At 40.5% G+C, this 20,874-nt stretch carries 20 protein-coding genes; 13 read left to right on the top strand and 7 right to left on the bottom strand.

Annotation, left to right across the window (positions count from 1 at the left end):
• Positions 1 to 4 precede the first annotated feature (4 nt).
• From CLV81_RS08980 to CLV81_RS08960, 5 genes are all read left to right on the top strand, one after another.
• The gene (locus CLV81_RS08980) at positions 5 to 1,468 is read left to right on the top strand and encodes a NupC/NupG family nucleoside CNT transporter (protein ID WP_106144677.1); all 1,464 of its coding nucleotides are present in this window, start codon (positions 5 to 7) and stop codon (positions 1,466 to 1,468) included.
• A gap of 87 nt (positions 1,469 to 1,555) precedes the next feature.
• Positions 1,556 to 2,380 carry a thymidylate synthase gene (locus tag CLV81_RS08975; protein ID WP_106144676.1) on the top strand — a complete coding sequence of 275 codons (825 nt, stop codon included), beginning with the start codon at positions 1,556 to 1,558 and terminating at the stop codon, positions 2,378 to 2,380.
• A 79-nt stretch (positions 2,381 to 2,459) separates the two neighbouring features.
• Positions 2,460 to 3,287, top strand: a complete 828-nt coding sequence (locus CLV81_RS08970; protein ID WP_106144675.1) for a LytR/AlgR family response regulator transcription factor — start codon at positions 2,460 to 2,462, stop codon at positions 3,285 to 3,287.
• A 114-nt stretch (positions 3,288 to 3,401) separates the two neighbouring features.
• Positions 3,402 to 4,055 (top strand): CPBP family intramembrane glutamic endopeptidase, encoded by a 654-nt coding sequence (locus tag CLV81_RS08965; protein WP_106144674.1) that lies wholly within the window; start codon positions 3,402 to 3,404, stop codon positions 4,053 to 4,055.
• Positions 4,056 to 4,141: 86 nt separating this feature from the next.
• Positions 4,142 to 4,594 (top strand): hypothetical protein, encoded by a 453-nt coding sequence (locus tag CLV81_RS08960; protein WP_106144673.1) that lies wholly within the window; start codon positions 4,142 to 4,144, stop codon positions 4,592 to 4,594.
• 56 nt (positions 4,595 to 4,650) lie between these two features.
• Here the strand turns inward: CLV81_RS08960 and CLV81_RS08955 are convergent, their stop codons facing one another.
• Positions 4,651 to 4,845: a hypothetical protein gene (locus CLV81_RS08955; protein ID WP_106144672.1), complete on the bottom strand. Its 195-nt coding sequence runs from the start codon at positions 4,843 to 4,845 to the stop codon at positions 4,651 to 4,653.
• Positions 4,846 to 4,934: 89 nt separating this feature from the next.
• Between CLV81_RS08955 and CLV81_RS08950 the strand changes: the two genes are divergently transcribed.
• On the top strand, positions 4,935 to 5,741 hold the full coding sequence (locus CLV81_RS08950) for a cyclase family protein (protein ID WP_106144671.1): 807 nt from the start codon (positions 4,935 to 4,937) through the stop codon (positions 5,739 to 5,741).
• Between the two features lies 1 nt (position 5,742).
• On the opposite strand, the gene CLV81_RS08945 is transcribed toward CLV81_RS08950, so the two are convergent.
• The 3 genes from CLV81_RS08945 to CLV81_RS08935 all read right to left on the bottom strand — a co-directional run bounded on the left by CLV81_RS08945 (position 5,743) and on the right by CLV81_RS08935 (position 12,615).
• Positions 5,743 to 8,187 (bottom strand): MG2 domain-containing protein, encoded by a 2,445-nt coding sequence (locus CLV81_RS08945; protein WP_158259105.1) that lies wholly within the window; start codon positions 8,185 to 8,187, stop codon positions 5,743 to 5,745.
• A gap of 267 nt (positions 8,188 to 8,454) precedes the next feature.
• Complete coding sequence (locus CLV81_RS08940) at positions 8,455 to 11,007, bottom strand: TonB-dependent receptor (RefSeq protein WP_106144669.1); 2,553 nt, start codon at positions 11,005 to 11,007, stop codon at positions 8,455 to 8,457.
• 183 nt (positions 11,008 to 11,190) lie between these two features.
• Positions 11,191 to 12,615: a hypothetical protein gene (locus CLV81_RS08935; RefSeq protein ID WP_106144668.1), complete on the bottom strand. Its 1,425-nt coding sequence runs from the start codon at positions 12,613 to 12,615 to the stop codon at positions 11,191 to 11,193.
• A 226-nt stretch (positions 12,616 to 12,841) separates the two neighbouring features.
• Here CLV81_RS08935 and CLV81_RS08930 point away from each other — a divergent pair, with 226 nt between their 5' ends.
• The 5 genes from CLV81_RS08930 to CLV81_RS08910 are packed head-to-tail and all read left to right on the top strand — an operon-like array spanning position 12,842 to position 17,526.
• Positions 12,842 to 13,555, top strand: a complete 714-nt coding sequence (locus CLV81_RS08930; RefSeq protein ID WP_106144667.1) for a response regulator transcription factor — start codon at positions 12,842 to 12,844, stop codon at positions 13,553 to 13,555.
• A gap of 9 nt (positions 13,556 to 13,564) precedes the next feature.
• Positions 13,565 to 15,058 (top strand): sensor histidine kinase, encoded by a 1,494-nt coding sequence (locus CLV81_RS08925; protein ID WP_106144666.1) that lies wholly within the window; start codon positions 13,565 to 13,567, stop codon positions 15,056 to 15,058.
• Positions 15,059 to 15,096: 38 nt separating this feature from the next.
• The gene (gene egtB, locus CLV81_RS08920) at positions 15,097 to 16,257 is read left to right on the top strand and encodes an ergothioneine biosynthesis protein EgtB (RefSeq protein ID WP_106144665.1); all 1,161 of its coding nucleotides are present in this window, start codon (positions 15,097 to 15,099) and stop codon (positions 16,255 to 16,257) included.
• Between the two features lie 15 nt (positions 16,258 to 16,272).
• Positions 16,273 to 17,241 carry an L-histidine N(alpha)-methyltransferase gene (locus CLV81_RS08915; protein ID WP_106144664.1) on the top strand — a complete coding sequence of 323 codons (969 nt, stop codon included), beginning with the start codon at positions 16,273 to 16,275 and terminating at the stop codon, positions 17,239 to 17,241.
• A gap of 3 nt (positions 17,242 to 17,244) precedes the next feature.
• Positions 17,245 to 17,526 (top strand): DUF427 domain-containing protein, encoded by a 282-nt coding sequence (locus CLV81_RS08910; protein WP_106144663.1) that lies wholly within the window; start codon positions 17,245 to 17,247, stop codon positions 17,524 to 17,526.
• Positions 17,527 to 17,551: 25 nt separating this feature from the next.
• On the opposite strand, the gene CLV81_RS08905 is transcribed toward CLV81_RS08910, so the two are convergent.
• On the bottom strand, positions 17,552 to 17,848 hold the full coding sequence (locus CLV81_RS08905) for an isoamylase early set domain-containing protein (RefSeq protein ID WP_106144662.1): 297 nt from the start codon (positions 17,846 to 17,848) through the stop codon (positions 17,552 to 17,554).
• 158 nt (positions 17,849 to 18,006) lie between these two features.
• A complete protein-coding gene (locus CLV81_RS08900; RefSeq protein ID WP_245911964.1) occupies positions 18,007 to 19,107 on the bottom strand; it encodes an aminotransferase class V-fold PLP-dependent enzyme in 1,101 nt (366 codons plus the stop codon).
• A gap of 37 nt (positions 19,108 to 19,144) precedes the next feature.
• Here CLV81_RS08900 and CLV81_RS08895 point away from each other — a divergent pair, with 37 nt between their 5' ends.
• Complete coding sequence (locus tag CLV81_RS08895) at positions 19,145 to 19,534, top strand: 2TM domain-containing protein (RefSeq protein ID WP_106144661.1); 390 nt, start codon at positions 19,145 to 19,147, stop codon at positions 19,532 to 19,534.
• Positions 19,534 to 20,025 carry a dihydrofolate reductase gene (locus CLV81_RS08890; RefSeq protein ID WP_106144660.1) on the top strand — a complete coding sequence of 164 codons (492 nt, stop codon included), beginning with the start codon at positions 19,534 to 19,536 and terminating at the stop codon, positions 20,023 to 20,025. The genes CLV81_RS08895 and CLV81_RS08890 overlap by 1 nt, the downstream gene beginning before the upstream one ends.
• A gap of 1 nt (position 20,026) precedes the next feature.
• Here the strand turns inward: CLV81_RS08890 and murI are convergent, their stop codons facing one another.
• Positions 20,027 to 20,806 carry a glutamate racemase gene (murI, locus tag CLV81_RS08885; RefSeq protein ID WP_106144659.1) on the bottom strand — a complete coding sequence of 260 codons (780 nt, stop codon included), beginning with the start codon at positions 20,804 to 20,806 and terminating at the stop codon, positions 20,027 to 20,029.
• Between the last annotated feature and the right edge of the window lie 68 nt (positions 20,807 to 20,874).

Genomic DNA, 20,874 nt, shown 5'->3' with positions numbered 1-20,874 from the left:
ATATATGGGTAAATACCACAGAGGTTTTCTTTTACTCTTCCTTTTGATATGTTCTCATGCTTTTGGACAAAATTCCCTTCCCATAGATTCGCTGAACCTGTCAGTGGACACTACCATTATTGATGACCTAACAGTGAACGAAACCCCGGAACTGGTTCCCAACCAAGGGTTTTCCATGAACAGTCTGTGGCGTGGTGCTTTGGGAATGGCGGTTCTGGTGTTAATTTCTTTTTTGTTCAGTTCCAATAAAAGAGCTATCAGCTGGAAAACCGTGGGTATTGGATTGGCCCTGCAGCTTTTAATCGCAATAGGGGTATTGAAAGTACCTTTTGTAAAATTGATTTTTGAAAAAATTGGGGAGGTCTTCGTAAGTATTCTAGACTTTACCCGAGCAGGCAGCAAATTCCTTTTTGAAGGCCTTGTTGTTGATATGGATACCTTTGGGTTCATTTTCGCCTTTCAAGTACTCCCTACAATCATCTTTTTCTCGGCATTGACCTCTGTTCTATTTTACTTGGGCATTATCCAAAAAGTGGTGCGCGCGTTGGCATGGTTGCTTACCAAATCCCTAGGTATTTCGGGTGCAGAAAGCCTTTCCATTGCTGGCAATATTTTTTTGGGACAAACCGAAGCTCCTTTACTTATAAAGGCTTATCTAGAAAAAATGAATCGTTCAGAAATCCTTTTGGTGATGATTGGAGGTATGGCCACTGTTGCTGGTGCCGTACTTGCCGCCTACATCGGATTTTTGGGTGGGGATGATCCTGCTTTACGATTGGTCTTTGCCAAACATTTATTAGCTGCTTCCGTAATGGCGGCGCCAGGGGCAATCGTAGTTTCGAAGATATTATATCCACAGACCGAAAACGTAAATACGGACGTAAAAGTCTCTTCGGAGAAAATTGGGGCCAATATTCTGGATGCCATCGCGAATGGTACCACTGAAGGCTTAAAGTTGGCCTTAAATGTAGGAGCTATGCTGTTGGTATTCGTAGCTTTTATAGCCATGATAAATGGTATTTTGGGTTGGATTGGAGATCTAACCACTTTTAACAATTGGATTGCAGCCAACTCTCCTTATGATAGTTTTTCTTTAGAGGCTGTTTTGGGAACTGTTTTTGCTCCACTCATGTGGTTAATTGGTGTAAATGGTGAAGATGTTATGCTTATGGGGCAGTTACTCGGGATTAAATTGGCCGCTAGTGAATTTATAGGGTACATCCAACTTGCGGAACTTAAAACCATGACCAATACTCTACATTTCACCTATAACAAATCTGTAATTATGGCTACTTACATGCTTTGTGGCTTTGCCAATTTTGCCTCTATTGGAATTCAGATTGGGGGAATAGGTTCTTTGGCTCCAGGTCAACGTAAAACCCTTTCTGAATTTGGTATGAAGGCCGTTCTCGGTGGTTCCCTGGCCTCCCTACTTTCAGCTACTATTGCAGGGATGATTCTCGGTTGATAAATTCTTTATAAGTACATCCACTTTCTTTTCATTTTTCCTTTAGGTTTAAACTATTTTAGATGGATTTATTTTTTGTTACATCCAATGAAACAATATCACGATTTACTCGAACATGTATTGGAACAAGGTAACCAAAAGGGGGACCGAACGGGTACGGGCACTTTAAGTGTTTTTGGATATCAAATGCGATTTAATCTTGCAGAGGGGTTTCCCATGGTGACCACCAAAAAGTTACACCTTAAATCCATCATCCACGAATTGCTGTGGTTTTTGAATGGAGATACCAATGTAAAATACCTTCAAGAGAACGGGGTGCGCATCTGGAATGAGTGGGCCGATGAAAATGGTGATTTGGGTCCAGTCTATGGTCATCAATGGCGCAATTGGAATTCTGAGGAAATCGACCAGATAAAAGAGGTAATTCGTACTCTAAAACAAAACCCAAATAGTAGACGCATGTTGGTCTCTGCCTGGAATCCCAGTGTGTTGCCGGATACTTCGGTATCGTTTTCGGAGAATGTGGCCAATGGAAAGGCCGCGCTCCCACCCTGTCATGCATTCTTTCAATTTTATGTAGCGGATGGCAAGCTTTCTTGTCAATTGTATCAACGTAGTGCAGATATATTTTTGGGTGTTCCCTTTAACATTGCCTCCTATGCGTTGTTCACCCTTATGATGGCCCAGGTATGCGGTTATGAACCTGGTGAGTTTGTACACACCTTTGGTGATGCGCATATTTACAACAACCATAGAGAGCAAGTAGAACTGCAACTGAGCCGTGAAATCCGTCCCTTGCCCACCATGAAACTCAACCCAGCAGTAAAGAACATTTTTGACTTTTCTTTTGACGATTTTCAATTGCTCAACTATGACCCGCATCCTCATATAAAAGGAGTTGTGGCAGTATAGAAGTTTTCTGTTTTTGTACTATTTTAGGGGTATATGGATGTAATTTACATTCCTATACAAAAACAGATTCACAACGTAAATGCGTTCATTGATTGACTTTTTCACCAAAAAATTCAGCTTATCAAGTTTTTGGGTCCGTAATGGCCTTGCCGTGGTCATTATCGCCGTTGTGGTAAACCATCTGGCCCTACCGGAAAGCTTCCCTCTCAACGAATCCTATAAATTTCCCTGGTTATCCATTCTTATTTCAATCGTGTTGGGTAGTGTAATCATTGGCATTGCCAAATTGAATTTTGACTACTTCAAAAAAAAGTATTTTGTTGAAGAAATCAATGTGCGACTACTTTTGCGTTTTTTGCTGTCCACATTAGGGTATTTATCCCTTTTTTATAGCCTTTTTTACTTGGTAGTTGTTGCAATTGTCAACGGCGTTGAAGGGTATAGCATTTATTATTTCCTTACTGGGTTTTTCGTAACGCTGCTGATTAGTGTTATCTCCATTGCGCTTTTATTTGCAAAAGAGTTGTACCAACTGTATCGGTTCTCATCCATAGAGGGCAAACTTAAGGTGGAACATGGAGGCAAAATTACCCTGGTGAACTATAATGAAATTGCGTTTGTTTATACCGAAAACAAAATCGCCTACATCGTAAAAACCGATGGCAGTTCAGTATACACAGATTTTACATTAAATGAAATTGAAGACAAAATCAACGTCCATAGCTTTTATAGGGCCAACCGACAAACCATTCTCCACGCCTCGGCCATTGAGCAAGTACAAGCCATAGAAAACGGTAAGCTATCCGTGCGGCTCAAATCTGACCTATCACAAGAAAGAGCTCAAGAAATCAACATAAGCAGGTATAAAAGGCAGGAATTCCTGAATTGGTTCGAAAACAAGTTGTAATATCCACCGACCATTCAGCAATTTCTTTGATACCATTCAGGTAAAAACCCAGCATTTCTTGGGGTTACATCAGCTTCTCCATCATTTCTTTGTTTCAAACTTTAAAATCAAAAAATGATGAAAACAAACGTTTTAAAATCCACACTCACGCCCATAGTGGCCCTACTTTTATGCGTTGCCCTCTATTTTTTGGGGTATTTTCAAGTACTGTTTGCGGCCCTAATCGTAATTGCAGCCAGTGGCATAGAATATGGCAGGGGGTTATTTACCTCCTTAGGTTTTCAACGCCATAGATTAAAAGCCCTAAACCTTTTGGTAGTTGCTCCCTTGGTAGCTGGCGTTATGTTTGCCTTATATCTGTACGTACTGATACCCGGCATCACCTATCTTACCGGGCAACCCATAGATTTTTCCGCGTTCAAAGTCTATGAAGGCAAACTACCTGCTATTTTAGGTCTTTTTGTCTATATCTGGGCCTCCGCTGCCTTTGGGGAAGAAATCCTGTTCCGTGGTTATCTGATGCGTCAGTTTATCAAGTTCTTTGGGGATAGCAGAATAGCCCTAATACTGAACATTATCCTCTTGTCAGCTGTTTTTGGATGGATACACGCCTACCAGGGTATAACCGGCCAGATAATCACAGGTATTATTGGGACCACCATGGCCACTATTTTCCACTTCCGTAAGTACGACCTTTGGTTCTGTATTGCCATACACGGTTTTTTTGATACGATTGCCTTGGTGTTTATGTATTATGGGATTCAGTAGTGTAGAAGTTGGTGTTTTTGTGATATCTTAGAGGGTATGTGGATGTGTTTTGCATCTATATCAAGAAGCTGTGGACAACTTTTAAAATGGAGCTTAAACCTAACATTGGAATCGGAGAATTAGAGTTTGGAATGTTTCAAAAGATGATATATGAGGCGATTGGAATACCCGATAGAGTTCGTGAGGATGAAGAGGATTCAGATAATATATATCTCGAGTATAACAAACAAAAACTAAGATTAACTATCTATAAGAATGAACAAAATCGTTTAGGATATATTTTTTCTGCAAATCCACAATTAACATTCAATGGACTCAAGATAATAAATCAGGATGCCAACTTTGTAAAAAATAAAGTTTTCGGAGAACTAACTAAAAATTGGGAAATAGACGAATATGATTTTTGGTATACTCATGGCAATGATGAAAATTGGCTAACACTTAATGTAGAATTTGGAAGGGTAAACAGCGTTGAAATTGGTGCTCCATGGAAAAATGAAGAGGAGTATGATTGGCCTGAAATATTCAAGATTATTTAGAGTACATACAAAAAAGCATCTAAAGTTTATTATTGATATTAGAATCTAAAAAGGATTCACCCCCTCAACACCCCAACTACATCCCGTAGCGCAGCCACTACGTTTTGCACTTCTCTTTTGGTAAAGGCATTATCCTCTAGATAAAACAACATTTCTACGGTCAAATTCAATTGTTGGGCTAGAGCTTCAGGAGTTCCGTAGGTGTCTTTAACTAGATGATTTAAACGCTCCAATTGTTGCTTTGAGACCATACCCCAAATTTCATTCTAATTTTTGGATTTTGTAGCCCTATCTATCGGACCATAACCCACTTTTTTGATTTTTTTGGTACTTTTCAAATATGAAACAGCTCTATTCCATCCTTTGTATTCTTCTTGTTTGCAGTTGTTCCCCAAAACCCGAAGAAAATAAAGAAGAGAGCGCACCCATTCAAAAAATAGTGGACCTCTCCCACGATTATTCCAAAGAGACCATCTATTGGGTCACTGCAAAGGAATTTGAGCTGGACACAGTTTTTGAGGGACAGACCGAAAAAGGGTACTATTATTCTGCATACAATATTGCTACGGCCGAACACGGGGGTACGCACATTGATGCACCTATTCATTTTGCGGCAGGCAAACAAACGGTGGATCAAATCCCACTGGAACGTTTGGTCGGTCATGCCATAAAAATTGATGTTTCAGACAAAGCAATGGACAACCCCGATTATTTAATCAGCGTACAGGATTTTTTGGACTGGGAAGTGGAACAAAAACTTGAAGTACCGGATAGTTCTATTGTGCTACTCCAAACCGGTTTTTCAACGTACTACCCGGACAAGGTGAGATATATGGGTACTGCCCTAAGGGGTAACGCTGCTATAAAATTGATGCATTTCCCAGGTTTATCCCCAGAAGCGGCAGAATGGCTGGTCAACAACCGAAACATCAATGCTATTGGATTGGATACCCCAAGTATAGATTATGGCCAATCCCAATTTTTTAAAAGTCATGTGATTTTGCTTTCGCACAATATTCCCGCCTTTGAAAACTTGACCAACTTGGACCAACTGCCCAAAACAGGTTTTGAAGTTGTAGCGCTTCCCATGAAAATTAAAGGTGGCAGTGGTGCGCCTCTTAGGATTATCGCCTTGGTGAGCGAATAGCTCAATCTAAATTGAGTGTAAAAATTTCGCTGATAGCCTTCCCGTCTTCGGTAATGCCTTCCACCCGAACATGGTAACTTTTTGCATCGGAGGTTCCAGCGCAAAAACGCAAGGTCTTATGCTTAGCTCCTATAATGCGCACATTAGGTTCCCAAAACACGGTGCTATGGGTGCTTATGGTTTGGGAAGTTGGACACGGAAGATTTAAAAATACCTTAGCGCTATCAAAACCAGGTTGTGTAAAGGTCAACATATGAGGTGATGCTCGATTTCCATTGCCAATATCCCCTTGGCCACCGGCATAATCCAGTCCAGTTCCCCTTCGAGTATACACCGCAATAGCGCCGTTGGCGCCTCTTATCCCATAAATAGATGCCTCCGCGCCTTTCAAGACATCTATGAACATCACATCTAGGCTATTCATGATTTTTATCGCATCAAGAGGAACCTGAACACCATCAACCAAATAAATGGGTTCCGTGGGCAAAAGAATACTATTTACACCATAGCGAATTCGTACCGTTTCACCTCCTATTGGACCTTTAACTTGCACCCCGGGTAAGGTTCGAAACAAGTCGAGCACGTTTCGGATACCGGTATAGGGCAAAGAGTCTGCAAAAACACGAAAACTCGGTCGATTGTACAGGGTGATTTTTTTGATTTGTTCCGCAATCAACTCTTTTTTCGTTAATTTTTTTTCGGTGACCACAACCTCTTCCAATTTCGTAATGTCCTTCCCAGTTTCAAAATCATAATCCCCAGGAGCGTATCTTTTTTGTGTAGTGGCAGGCGCTACCTTATCGGCACTCTCACTTTGTTTCCCAAAATCTCTGGATTTCGTCACTTTTACAGGAAACTCAAATGGACCATCCTCATCCAGGTCAATCACTACTTTCCGCCTTTCTGATTTACTCCTTCCGCTCAGTTTGGAGGCTTTCAATACCATAGTTATGCTATCGGTAAAATCAAAGGGGCCAAACTTGAATCTTCCCTCGGAATCTGTTCTTTTTTGTGTCTGATAAAAATCCGCACCAAGGATATCCAAAGAGATTATGGCAGGAACAATCTGTAAAGGATTCGATATTGAGGTTACTTTCCCGTTTATGACTATCCCTTTTTCTGGGGCAATATAGGTATCGATGGGCCTTTCATGGACCCAATTTTTCCAGGAGAATCTTTTCCAACTACTACAGAGTAAAAGCACGTCCAAAGTTTTTCTTCTCTTAATTGGATGGGGTTCTGCAAGAATCGCGAAAGCCAAGGGTTCATGTCCCAAATCTGAAAGCAAGTTGAGCCAGTCCTTCATGCTTAGGTCCAAGTCGTTCTTGTTGCTTTCCGTTTGGTTTTCCAAAACGCTAATTGAAAAATCACCCGAGGTGTACGCTCCATCAGAATCGGAAAGCGTGAATTGAAGGCTAACCTCCCCGTTTTCAGAGAGCTTTTGATTCGTAAATTTAAGTTTTGGAGGGTTTCCAGTATTTTCAACATACACCAAACGTTCACATACGGGTTCTCCTTTTTCGGTGAAAAGTGTAAAATGGGCTATGCCATCATTTAATGGGTCTGATGGAATTCTGATATTGTATTCTGAATTGTGTATCTGGGTTCCCTGGAACCATAGAAACCGTTCCCCGCGCGTATGACCCACTAGCACGGTCCCTTTCAAGCCATTGGGTTGATTGGTCTTGGCAGAAATAATCATTTGTGGTCCCAAGTTTTCAATCTGAAGGGTATATCCTGAGTCAAGAATTGTTGGAAGTGGGTATTTTCCATCTTCTGAATCTGATGTAGTTCTTATAAAATAAATATTGCCTTTGATGGGTTTGAAAACACATTTGGCCAAGCCATAGTCTCCGGTATCAAAACTGGTTATCACCTCATTATAGTCATTAATAATCTCTCCCCTTACGGAAACCGGTCTGCCAAAGCTGTCATTCGCTTTTACCCCAATTGCCCCTTTTATGCCATATATCAGATGTCCTCCTTCGGCATGTACGGACAATTGGATATCACTTAGTTGGGTTTTCGCATCAGTATCTGGTGAAGTTCGATTTTCAAGTTTCTCAACATAGCCCACCCGGGAATTTCCAATAAACAGCTCCTGTTCAAAATAAAATGGTTCCAAATCGTTCAACATGAATTTTGAGCATGCACGGATTGTATAGGTCCCACTGGCAACATTATTGGGAATTTCAAAACTTATCTCTGCTCCAGGTTTATCCCTAAAAACCCTCTTCTTTGATATGGTATTTCCATTCGGGCCCAATATCTCAAAGTAGAAAATATTGCTGTTTGTGCCATTTTTATGGGTTATTCCATCCAGAATGTAGGCTTTGGCCCAAATGGTCTCGCCGGGTCTGTATATTTTTTTATCTGTGTGAACATATATCTTTTCTGGGGTCCATATTCTCCCATAAGCGCCCAATGACTTGTAAACATTTGCCATTCCCTGATTGCTTTCTTGGGCAGTCGATATAAAAAACATAAGCAAACAGAGCAGAGACAAAAAAAAGGATGTGTTCTTTTCTAGCATTTAGGGAAGGCCATAGGTATCCTTCCTAAATTAACTATACGGCATTTTTTATTTGGAAACACCGATAAGATCTATCCTGTTATTGCGTACCGTTTTCTGTTTTAAAAGGAGATTCTTCAATTATAAAGGGAAGCCATTAAACTTCCCCTTCCATTCGTTACCCCAACATAGAAGTATTGATTAAAATTCAGGTTGGGGCAAAACAAACTCTTCACTAATGGGATTTCCATCCTCGGAAAGACCCACAACACGAATAAGGTAATTCCCCTGGGCCAAATCATCTGGACAAAAAGTCAATGTCTTATGTCTTTTTCCAAAGATTTCAATATCAGGTTCCCACAGAACTGTTTTTGCCACAGGAGCAGGTATTTTGCCCATAACCGGAGAGTCACATTCCTCTAATTTGAAAGGTTCAGAGGTATCAAACCCTTTTTTGGTCATGGTAAGAATATGGGGGGACCTACGTCCGTCGGCCCCTACTGATTTACCTTTTCCATTGTAATTAAATCCGGACCCACGATTGGTATACACAGCAATTACCCCATTAGTACCTCTTGACCCATAGACTCCGGCATCTGTTCCCGAGAGCACATCCACCATTAGGATTTCTGCAATGGGTAAATTCGCCACTGCTCCCAAATCAACGGTTACACCATCAATCAAAAAAAGTGGTTCGGTAGATGAGAGAATGCTAGTAGCCCCCCATCGTATTCGTATAACTGGAGGTCCTTCCGCCGGCTGATTAACCTGAACACCTGGCATGAATCTCAAAATATTCATTGCTGTATTTATCCCATTTTGTGAGAGAGAGTCTGCAAACACCCTACTTGTCGGCCTGTTGTAATAAGGTGTTATAGTTTCCAACTGCTCCTCTATCAGTTCTTTTTGGGTCTTTTTATTCTCAGTGACAACAACCTCGTTTAATTGGGTTATCTTCTTCCCGGTCTCAAAATCATAGGTCTCCCTAGAAGGTGAATCATATCGCGCAACACGGATTGTATTCTCCCTTTTTACTTTTTTTCGTTTTGCCACATACCTTTCCTCATCCAAATCTTCGCTTTCTTTTGAAAAATAGAAATCCGCCTCCTCTTCCAAAACTATAACTACCTTCTGTTTTGCCAGCTCATTGCGACCACTAAGACTTGAAGCCTTGAGCACCATGGAAAGATTATCGTTGAAGTTGAACGGTCCAAAAACGAACCTACCATCTTTGTCGGTCTGCTTTTTGGCCTGGTATAATTCTCCCCCTAAAAGTTCCAAAGATACCATAGAGGGAACTCCTTTTCTGTTCTTATCCAAAGATTCAGTCCTCCCTTTTATGAAGATTCCCTTCTCCGGTTCCATATATTGGTCAATTGGTCTTTCTTTAGAAATATCATCCCAAGAAAACCTTTTCCAGCTATTGGTTACCATCAAGGCGTCTAAGATATTTCTACGTCGAATAGCATCTTCTTCTTTCAACACCTCATTGGCCTGATGAGATTTATCATAATCTGAATATAACTCTAGCCAATTTTCAATATTGCTGAGATGAGCACTTTTATCGTCTTTAGCATCGGTCTCTAAAACACTTATGGAAAAATTACCTTTGGCAGGTATGCCCTTTTTATCTGTAAGTTCAAAATCCAAAGACCATTCTCCATCCGAAACTTGTCTTGTGCCAGCTAACGAAAGTTTAGTTGCGTTTACTTGGTTCTGAACGTACGCCAAACGTTCACAAACGGGCTTACCCTTATTAGTGAACAGGGTAATATGGGCAATGCCGTCCTGCATTTCGTCAGTGGGGACCCGAACAATATATTTGGAACCGTGGGTCTCATCGCCTTGAAACCAGAGAAACCTATCACCCCTTACATGACCTACCATGGTGGTACCATCCAGACCCTCGGATACCGTGGTCTCGGCCTTAACCACTAAATATTCGCCCATATTCTCCAAACTGAGTGTATACCCGTTTTTCAGGATATCAGGAATACGTTGCTCCCATGTAACGAGTCCCTCATTGAATCTTGCGAAATAAGTATTTCCAGCTATGGGAGTAAAAGCACATTTGGCCAATCCATATTTTCCAGTATCAAAAGTGGTAACGACATTCCCAAGATTATTAACCACCTCGCCCTTAATCTCAACCGGTTTTCCTGAGGAATCCAGTGCTTTGATTACAAGTTCACCCATGATTCCATACACTAATTGACCTCCCTCTGGATAAAAGGACAACTCCACATTGCTGCTTTCATCCTGATAAGCTTCTTTCTGCTCATTTAAACCTAATTCCATGGGCAAATCCACATCGCCGATATATATCTCACGCTCATAATCGAAGGATTTCAAATCGTTTTGCATATACTTAGTAAAGGCACGCATTGTATACACCCCATCTGGTATATTTCTATGGATGTGGAAGCTCATAGAGCATATTAACTCTTCCGCAAAACCCTTTTTCTTGGACATTACGTTTCCATCGCTGTCTACCACCTCTACATAGACCACATTGCTGTTCGAACTTTTCGTATGGGTAATTCCATCTACTAAATATACACTTGCCCAAATGGTCTCATCTTGGGAATAGTGAACTTTATCGGTATTGATAAAAATCTTCTCTGGAGACCATGTAGTCTTATACGCGCTGAGTCCTTTTGAAATATTCCGGGCATATGATTTTCCGCTTTGGGAACTCAAGGTCTGGACAAAAAATGGGATGATCAATAGGGAAAGTAAAAGTGACTTTTTCATAGATTTGGCAACGAGAAGTTTAACTTTTTGAAGATAAAAATTCTTCTCTTAAAAAAATCCTAAAGGATTGATTTTTAAAGGGTAATAAACCAAAAGAATAGTTAATAAAACACCCAAGATTTCGCTTGGGTGCTTTTTGATTTAGCCGGCTAAATCAAATACTAATCCTCTTTTTCATATTGATCAATGTACTGCATTACGTGTTACCCGAATGGAATTGGAAACAGCGTAGTAGCCCTCCAATCCAGACAACAGGTTATTGCCTTGCTCAAGACCCTGCAATCCTTCTTCATAGGTAATGTGCCAAATAAGGCAAACCCCAACGCCAGCCTCATCAAAATCTACCCCTTCCACGGCCTCCAGCGTTGGCGGTAGGCCTAATATATTGTTTTTGTCATCTGTAATTACCCATCTTTGGATGCTTCCGTTCAACTTAGAATCGTCTAAAGCAATACCGCTTACCATATCGGGTGTGCCATCTACCTTAAAGGTGAAGGGTCCTCCGCTTATTTTTCCAGCATGCAAAGGATTTCGGTTTACCACCACAAAATTAGATAGGGCAAAGTTTCCAGAAAGGTCCGCCAAATTTTGACCTCCTTCCAAGCCATTTACCTCGCCAGAATAAGTTAAATGGAAAATATAGCAAGAGCCTACACCTGCCTCATCAAAATCAACGCCCATTACTGCATCCAAGGTTGGTGGAATGCCTAAAATGTTTTTGGCATCATCCGTAATTACATAAGTTTGGACGTCTCCAGTTAGTTCACTATTATCCAAAGCAATGGTACTTACCATATCCGGAATACCATCCACAACAAAATTATAGGGTCCTCCAGAAAGGGTTCCAGCATTTAACCCTATACGATTTACTACCACAAAATTGGATAGCGCAAAGTTTCCGGACAGGTCGTTTACATTTTGGCCTCCTTCCAATCCAGAGATTTCACCCGAATAGGTAAGGTGATAAATGTAACATGTTCCAACGCCTGCCTGATCAAAATCAACCCCCTTGACGGCTTCCAATGTTGGCGGAACGCCCAAAATGTTGTTCGAATCGTCGGTGATTACATAGGTCTGCATATCTCCCGTAAGTTCCGTATCATCAAGAGCAATTGTACTTACCATATCTGGTGTCCCATCTACTATAAATGTGTAAGGTCCGCCAGAAAGCGTACCAGCATTTAGACCATTTCGTACAACAACCACAAAGTTGGACAAGTCAAACCGCCCTTCCAAATTATCCAGATTGGCTCCGGCTTCAAGACCCGCCAACCCATCTTCGTATACCAAGTGATAAATGTAGCAGGTACCTACCCCTGCTTCATCAAAATCAACACCCATCACCGCCTCCAAAGTGGGAGGTATCCCCAAAATGTTATTTGAGTCATCCGTAATGACATAAGTTCGATTACTACCTAGTAATGAACTGGCATCTAAAGTGATAGTACTTACCATATCAGGAATTCCATCCACGACAAAGGTGTAAGGCCCACCAGATAGTGTACCAGCATTCAGTTCGACCGGGGTGTCGTCCGTTTCCCCTTTATTGCATGAGACTAGGATAATTCCCAGACCCAGCAAAGACAAGAAAGATTTTAAGTTGCTCATTGTATGTGTTCTTTTAGTTTCAATCACAAAGAAATATGTGATTCATTGCAGAAGTATCACACAAAAGTCAACATTCATTATTCCCTCATTTTCAAAATATTACAATAAAAAGATTGTAAATCTGTAAAGAATTTCAATAAAAATGGACTTTAATAAGGGTATCCTGTTCAAAATCCCAAGATATCGGTGAACATTTCGTGATACTTTACCACTTAATTCGTTGCGCATGAAAAAAGTACTGATTGTTGAAGACGATACCGAAATCATACATCTTTTGGAAATTCACCTCAGGGATTTGGGCTGCAAGGTCCTGACCAGTTCCAATGGAGCCGAAGGGTTGAGGAAAGCCATAAATGAAAATCCAGATTTAGTCATTTTGGATGTAATGTTGCCAGAAATGGACGGTATTGAGGTGTGTCAAAAAATTAGGGCCAATCACATTACCTCTCCTATCATGATGCTTACAGCCCGTTCTGAGGAGATCGATAAAGTTCTGGGATTAGAGGTTGGCGCGGATGACTACTTGACCAAACCTTTTAGCGTTCGTGAATTCATTGCTAGGGTGAAGGCTATTTTCAGAAGGCAAAAAATGGATGATGGGGCGCCGAAATCTGAACAAAATGCAAAATTGATTGAGTTTGACATTTTATCCATAAACATTGAAATGCGAAAAGTACTTTTGGATGGTAAAAAAATAGATCTCTCCCCCAAGGAATTCGAATTGTTGGTACTCCTGTCCTCCAACCCAGGTAAAAGTTATGATCGTACCCAATTGTTAAATATGATTTGGGGATATGATTTTAAGGGATACGAACATACGGTCAATTCACATATAAATAGGCTTAGGTCCAAAATTGAGCCAGATATGAGCAACCCTAAATTTATACTCACTACGTGGGGCGTTGGATATAAGTTCAACGAAGATCTTGCCGAAAGCTAAAAACAGCATATGAAAAACAGTATTTTGACCACAAGGTTTGTCATTAAATTATCGCTTTCTTTCCTAGCCATTCTACTGCTGGCAGGAATCGGTTATACCATTACTTCCATTTATTTATCCAACAAATACTTTTACGAAACCACTCAACGCCTCCATGCCAATCTAGCTAAAGATCTCATTGAAGAGAAATTTAAAAACAATCGCCCTTTTACGGAATCTGGTGAGGTGAACAAAGCGCTTTTTGGGGATATTATGCACGATATGATGGCAGTGAACAGGGCCATTGAGGTCTATCTGTTGGATATAGAGGGAAATGTGCAATATTCAGTGGTCTTGGACCATGATGCGCCGGAAACGCAACAGAAAAAGGTAAATCTGGAACCTATACAAAAGTTTATTGCCGAAGATGGTGCTTCATACACCTTGGGAGATGATCCCAAGGACCTCAGCCAGCAAACCATTTTTTCCGCGGCCAAGTTCAACTCCGAAGGTCGTGAAGGCTACGTCTATATCGTTTTGGCCGGTGAAGATTTTTTAGCTACCCGAAGCGACTTGTTTAATAGTTATTTTATGCGTTTGGGCCTTGGAGGTTCTTTGTTGACCCTTGTTTTTGCCACTTTATTGGGTGTTTTGGCCATTTGGTACCTAACCCGAAGCTTGCGAAAGATTATCTATGCTGCAAAGAGATTCCAACAGGGAGATTTGCAATATCGGATTGAAAATGCGGAGCGAACGGATTTGGCCAACGTGGCAACCACGTATAATCATATGGCAGACACCATACTCTCAGACATTGAAAAACTAAAATCCGTTGAGCAATTGCGGCGTGAGTTGATTGCCAATATTTCCCATGACCTACGTACCCCACTTGCCATAATCCAAGGGTATATTGAAACCCTGCATATGAAGGATTCGGAGCTATCAAAGGAGGAACGAAATGAATATTTGCAACGCGTAACCAAAAGTAGTGAACGCCTTTCCAAGTTGGTTGCACAGCTTTTTGAGTATTCAAAACTAGAGGCCAACCAAATAGAACCTGAAAAGGAGCCCTTTTTAATCAGTGAACTGGCCAATGATATTCACAGGAATTACATGATTCTGGCAGAGCAAAAGAATATAGACCTTAAACTCTCCATGAAAGAGAACATTCCTTTGGTCTTTGCCGATATTTCCCTGGTGGAGCGTGCTATCCAAAACCTGATGGACAACGCTTTGAAATTCACCCCAGAAGGCGGAGAAGTCACAGTTAGAATTGAAGCAGAGGGGCAGAATGTGGAAGTGATTATCCAAGATTCAGGCCCAGGTATCAAAAAAGAAAACCAAAGCTTGATTTTTGAACGATACCGTCAAACCAAAACAGGGGAACAAAAAGAAGGAGTTGGACTTGGGTTGGCCATTGTACGCAAAATCATGGAAATTCACGATTCGCGGATTAAAGTGTTCAGTGAACCCAATGAGGGCACAGCTTTTAGTTTTAGTCTTCCCGTTTACACAATAGGCTAAGGCGAGAATTCCTTATCTTTAAGGAACAAAATCTTTTTATGATCCTGACCGATTCCTTGCTGGATTTCTTTTTGGAAACCCGCAAACATTCAGAAATCATTTGTGAACCCCTGGAAATAGAAGATTACGTAGTCCAACCTGTGGTCGACGTAAGTCCACCTAAATGGCATTTGGGACATACAACTTGGTTTTTTGAGGAGTTTATCCTTAAACCCCATAGTCCAGATTATGTCCAATTTGATGAGGATTTTTCCTTTGTCTTCAATAGTTATTATGAGACCGTGGGAAAAAGGGTGATTCGTTCGGACAGAGGAAATCTTTCCAGGCCCTCTGTAAAGAAAGTATACGAGTATCGGGCCTATGTTACGGCGGGAATCAAAAAGCTTTTTTCCCAGAATCAGGAAAAAAATCTAAATACCCTGCTTGAAATTGGGATACATCACGAAAAACAGCACCAAGAGTTGTTACTTACGGATATCAAATATATTTTGGGTAACAATCCATTATTACCCGCTTATTCAAATACTTTTCAAGACCATCCGGTGGAAACCCATCAACAGGATTGGCTTGGGATGCAGGCTGGAATTTATGAAATAGGACATGATTCTGAGGAGTTTTGTTATGACAATGAGTTGGGAAGACATAAGGTATACCTTCAAGATTATGAAATATCGAATAAGTTGGTAACCAACGAAGAATACATCCAATTTATAGAGGCAGGTGGGTATGGACGTTTTGATTTATGGCATGCTGAAGGTTGGGATTGGGTTCAACAAAATCAAATACAAGCTCCCTTATATTGGCACAAAGTTGATGGTGAATGGCATCATTATACGGCTAAAGGTCTTGAAAAAGTGAATACACATGCTCCCTTAACCCATGTCTCTTATTTTGAAGCCTTTGCCTACGCCCAATGGAAAGGATTTCGATTGCCAACAGAGTTTGAATGGGAGGCGGCACAGTCTTTTTATCCCTGGGGCAAGCGATGGGAGTGGACAGAAAGTGCCTACTTGCCCTACCCCAATTATCAAAAGGCCGATGGTGCGCTAGGCGAATACAACGGCAAATTCATGGTTAGCCAAAAAGTACTCCGTGGCGGTTCTGTTGCTACACCCGAGAAACATACTAGATTTACGTATCGAAACTTTTTCCACCCCAATTTGAGATGGCAGTTTACCGGAATCCGGTTGGCTCGATAAATCCTAAACACAAACATGCATAACAAGGAAATCCCAACTTTTGCCTCAGTTTTTGAGCAAGAGGTTTATGAAGGCTTAACCGCCTATCCCAAGTATTTATCTTCAAAGTACTTTTATGATGAAATTGGAGATAAACTCTTTCAAGATATCATGGCCATGCCGGAATATTATCTCACCAATTGTGAGTTCGACATTTTTGAAGAACACAAAAAAAAGATTGTTCAACATTTTATAAATGACGGATCTCCCTTCAGTTTATTCGAATTGGGGGCTGGCGATGGAAAAAAGACCAAGGTTTTATTAAAACAGTTGGTTGATTCAAAAGCAGATTTTGACTATCGCCCCATAGACATAAGTCATAATGTATTGAAGCAATTGGAGGATGCTATCAAAAAAGAAATTCCTGAAGTTACCATCAATACGCTCCAAGGCACTTATTTTGAAACATTGCGGGACATTGGAAGTGCCAATGGAAAGAGAAAGGTAATTCTGTTTTTGGGTTCCAATATTGGGAATCTATTACATCCAATGGCCATTGAATTTCTTCAAAATATGCGAGATTCCATAAATGAAGGAGACCTTATTTTCATGGGCTTTGACCAAAAAAAACACCCTCAGGTCATTTTGGACGCCTACAACGATAAGACTGGAATTACCGAGGCATTCAATAAAAACGTTCTCACCCGAATCAACAAAGAGATGGGTGGCAACTTCAATACAGACAATTTTCTGCATTGGGAAGTATACGACCCCGAAAGTGGAACGGCCAAAAGCTATTTAGTATCCAAAGAAGCCCAAGAAGTCAATATTGAAAGTTTAGAGCTCAATATCCGACTGAAGCGATGGGAAACGATACATACCGAAATTTCCCAAAAATATGATGATGAAGTTGTAGAGTGGTTGGCCGAAAAGGCAGGTCTAACTGTGGTCACCTCCTTTTCTGATGCTGAGGACAATTATAAAAACTATGTATTTAAAAAATAAGCTATGAAAGCTATTTGGAACAACACCGTTATTGCAGAGAGCAATGATACCCTAGTGGTAGAGAACAACCACTATTTTCCTCCTGAAAGTTTAAAAAAAGAATACTTTAAGTCCAGTGAAACACATTCCACCTGTCCTTGGAAAGGTGTGGCTTCCTATTACACTTTAGATGTTGATGGCAAGCAAAATGCAGATGCCGCTTGGTACTATCCAGAGACCAGTGAGTTGGCTAAGGGAATTAAAGGAAGAGTAGCTTTTTGGAAGGGAGTCACCATCGAGGAATAGTCCCCAATGGTGACCAAATTTTTGGTTACAGTTCTATCACTGCATTTTCCGTACCTGCGAAATCGTTCCATTGGTAACGATCCGCCGCCTCATCGTTCACATAGTTTCCATCAACGATATAACGGAACTCAAAGGAATTCTCTTTAGGTAGGTCGAAGGTTCCTTTAAAGGTTCCATTCTTAAGTTTTTTCAACAAACTGCCTTTTGGATTCCACTCATTGAAATCTCCTACTACAGCTACTTTCTTAGCTTCTTCAGCTGGTACAGTAAAAGTTACTTTACAAATCGGCTTACTTTTTAGATATTGTTTCTTTATTGCCATGGTACTAAATTTTGTTTTTTAAATACTGAGCAAAGCAAAATATAAAACCTCTTATTTACAATAAGTTAAGGTCGATTTATCATATTGATAAAATGAACTTTACAATTGCCTTATTTTGGCAAAATAGCCGATTTATTTTTTGGAAAATATGATTCTCGTCAGTTGGACCTGAGAATATCCACAATGGTATCTACCTCATCTTCGGTGTTATAAAAATGAAAACTTAGCCGTATACCCGCTCCTCGCTGCGCACAGACTACACCTTTTGATTGCAAAGTGTCAAAAAGTTTTTGATCTCCTTTGATGTTAAAAATGGTGCTGTGTTCTTTTCTTTGCTGAACGGATTCTTCCAAGAGCCCCAATCTAGAAAACTCGGTATGGGCCTTTTGGGATAGTTTTTTTAGACGTTCTTCTATTTTATCCAATCCAACATCTTGAAGAAATTTCAAAGAAAACTGTAGGCTTCCAAAATTAAGCGAGTCTAAATGGCCGGGCTCAAGATGCTTGCAAAATGGAATGGAATTTCTTTTGGTAATATCCCTGTCCACAGAACCATTGCCGATGGCTTTGAGATCAAACCTTTGTTTGATTTGGTCTTTTACTAAAACAAAGGCATTGCCATATCCGGATAGTAACCATTTGTATGTGCTAGCTCCAAGAATATCAATTCCTGAATCTTCGAAATCAAATACCTGTGTACCGCAGAATTGGGTTCCATCAGCAATTATCATAAGTTCAGGAAACTCATTTTTAAGTCTTTTAAGAAAATCTAAATCTACTTTTATGCCGTTTATCCATTGAATCACGCTCAGCGCCAACACATTAATATCATTTTCTTTTACGACCTTATATATCTTATCCTCTAGTCTTTCATCAACGTCCAGATATATTCTTTCGTAGTTTCTTGTTTCAAAAACCCAATTTAGAGATGGGTAGTCATCCTTTAAAAGCAACACATGCTGTTTTCTTGGCATTCCCTCAAGAAGCAAGTTCAACGCAATTGAAAAGTTGGGAACCAATGCGACATTTTCTTTTTTGCATCCAAAAAAATCCCCAACAGTTTGATTAATTAAATGCGTGTTTTCAAAACTTTTTTGTTTCATATGGCTCCCTCCCAGCAAATACTGTTGGTCATGCTCTCTTCGCCATTCGAACAAATCTGTACTAAGAAGTCCTGTAGCAGCGGTGTTGGCATAAATGCATTCCTGAAGGGCTGGGAATTTTTCGCGCACCTTTTCCAATTCAGAAGTATTGCTCACAATTCAATTATCTTTGTTGCTAAAGATAGCCATTCCCATGCTCTCCTTTCGAAAAAAGAAATCCAATCCAGTGGACCATGAACAGCACGAACTTTTGGAATATGCGCAAAAGCGTGTGTCTCAAAAAAAGCGTCTTTTCTCCCATTTTGTAATTTTTCTGATTGGGAGCGTATTCCTTGTATTGATAAACAAAATATTAAAGTATGGGGAACAATATGATTGGTTTGTTTGGGCGATACTGGCATGGGCTTTTCTATTTGTGCTCCATGCCTTCAATGTTTTTGTAACCCATAAGTTTATGGGACAGGATTGGGAGCGCAGGCAACGGGAAATCCTTGTAGCCAAGCAGAAAAAACGCATTTCCGAGATTCAAAAGGAAATCGAGACCGACTTTCCGCTATCTTCCATCAATAAAAAAAAAGAATAGTGCAGGAACTTATCATCATCGCAGCTTCTGGGGAAAACAACGCCCTTGGCATAAACAATGATTTACCTTGGCACCTCCCAGATGATTTTAAACGTTTTAAGGCGCTTACCTCTGGCCATAAAATAATTATGGGGAGAAAAACACTGGAGAGCTTTCCAAAGGCATTGCCCAATCGGGAGCATATTGTAGTTACCCGTGACACTTCCTATAAACCCAAATTCCCTTGTGTTATAACACATTCCATTGAAGAAGCAGTTTCTGTAGTTGGACCAAATGAACGTGCCTTTATTATCGGAGGTGGAGAGATTTATAAGCAATCCATGGAAATTGCAACCTCTATCGAGCTCACTCGAATCCATAGCTCCTTTGAAGCGGATACTTTCTTTCCAGATATAGACACCTTAAAATGGGAACTAGTAGACGAGGAATATCATCCCAAGGATGATCGTCATAAGTTTGATTTTACCTATCAGACCTTCAAAAGAAAATAGACTAAAAGTCCAAATAGTCTACCGATGTCCAATACTCTTGAACAAAACTTTGGAGCACTTTTACTTCAGCATTGGAGTAAAACTTGAATTCCCCTTTTTTGGTTGATGTAGTCAAGAGATTTTCCTGCTCAAGTATTGCTTTGGTTTGTCTGGCCACTGCTTCACCAGAGTCTATGATTTGAACGTGTTCTGGGAGTATCTTCTTCAATAAGGGCATAAGATAGGGATAATGGGTGCAACCCAAGACCAAGCAATCCACTTGGGCCAGTATCATAGGTTCCAAATAGGATTGCAATAGCGCTTCTGTTTCCCCGGTATTTTCCTTCCCCTCCTCAATCAATTCTACCAAACCCTTTCCCTCTTGTTCAATGACTTCAATTCCTTCGGCATGGAGCCTTGAAGTACTATGAAAAAGTGAGCTGGACAATGTGCCTTTTGTGGCCAGCACCCCTACTTTCTTGGTTTTGGTTTGCAAAGCTGCCGGCTTAATGGCCGGTTCTATTCCGATAAAGGGAACTGAATAGTTTTTCCTTAAGTAACTTATTGCATTAGTGGTAGCCGTATTGCAGGCAACAACGATAAGTTTGCAATCTTTGGCAAGCAATAACTCAGTATTTTTCTTACTAAGCTCTAGAATTTCAACTTCTGATCTAGTACCGTAAGGCGCATTTTTGCTGTCAGCTAGATATATGGTATCCTCAAATGGGAGTTTTTTTCGGATTTCCTTCCAAATGGACGTACCTCCTATACCTGAATCAAAAATCCCTATAGGTCTATGCATGTTTAAAAATAACTAGATTGCAGAAAACAAAAAACCGTACGTTCAAGTGAAGTACGGCTTTTATTTTA

The sequence above is a fragment of the Flagellimonas meridianipacifica genome, assembly GCF_003001695.1.
GTDB lineage: Bacteria > Bacteroidota > Bacteroidia > Flavobacteriales > Flavobacteriaceae > Flagellimonas > Flagellimonas meridianipacifica.
The sequence above is the reverse complement of the archived record's forward strand: the minus strand, read 5'-3'. Positions and strand labels throughout refer to the sequence as shown.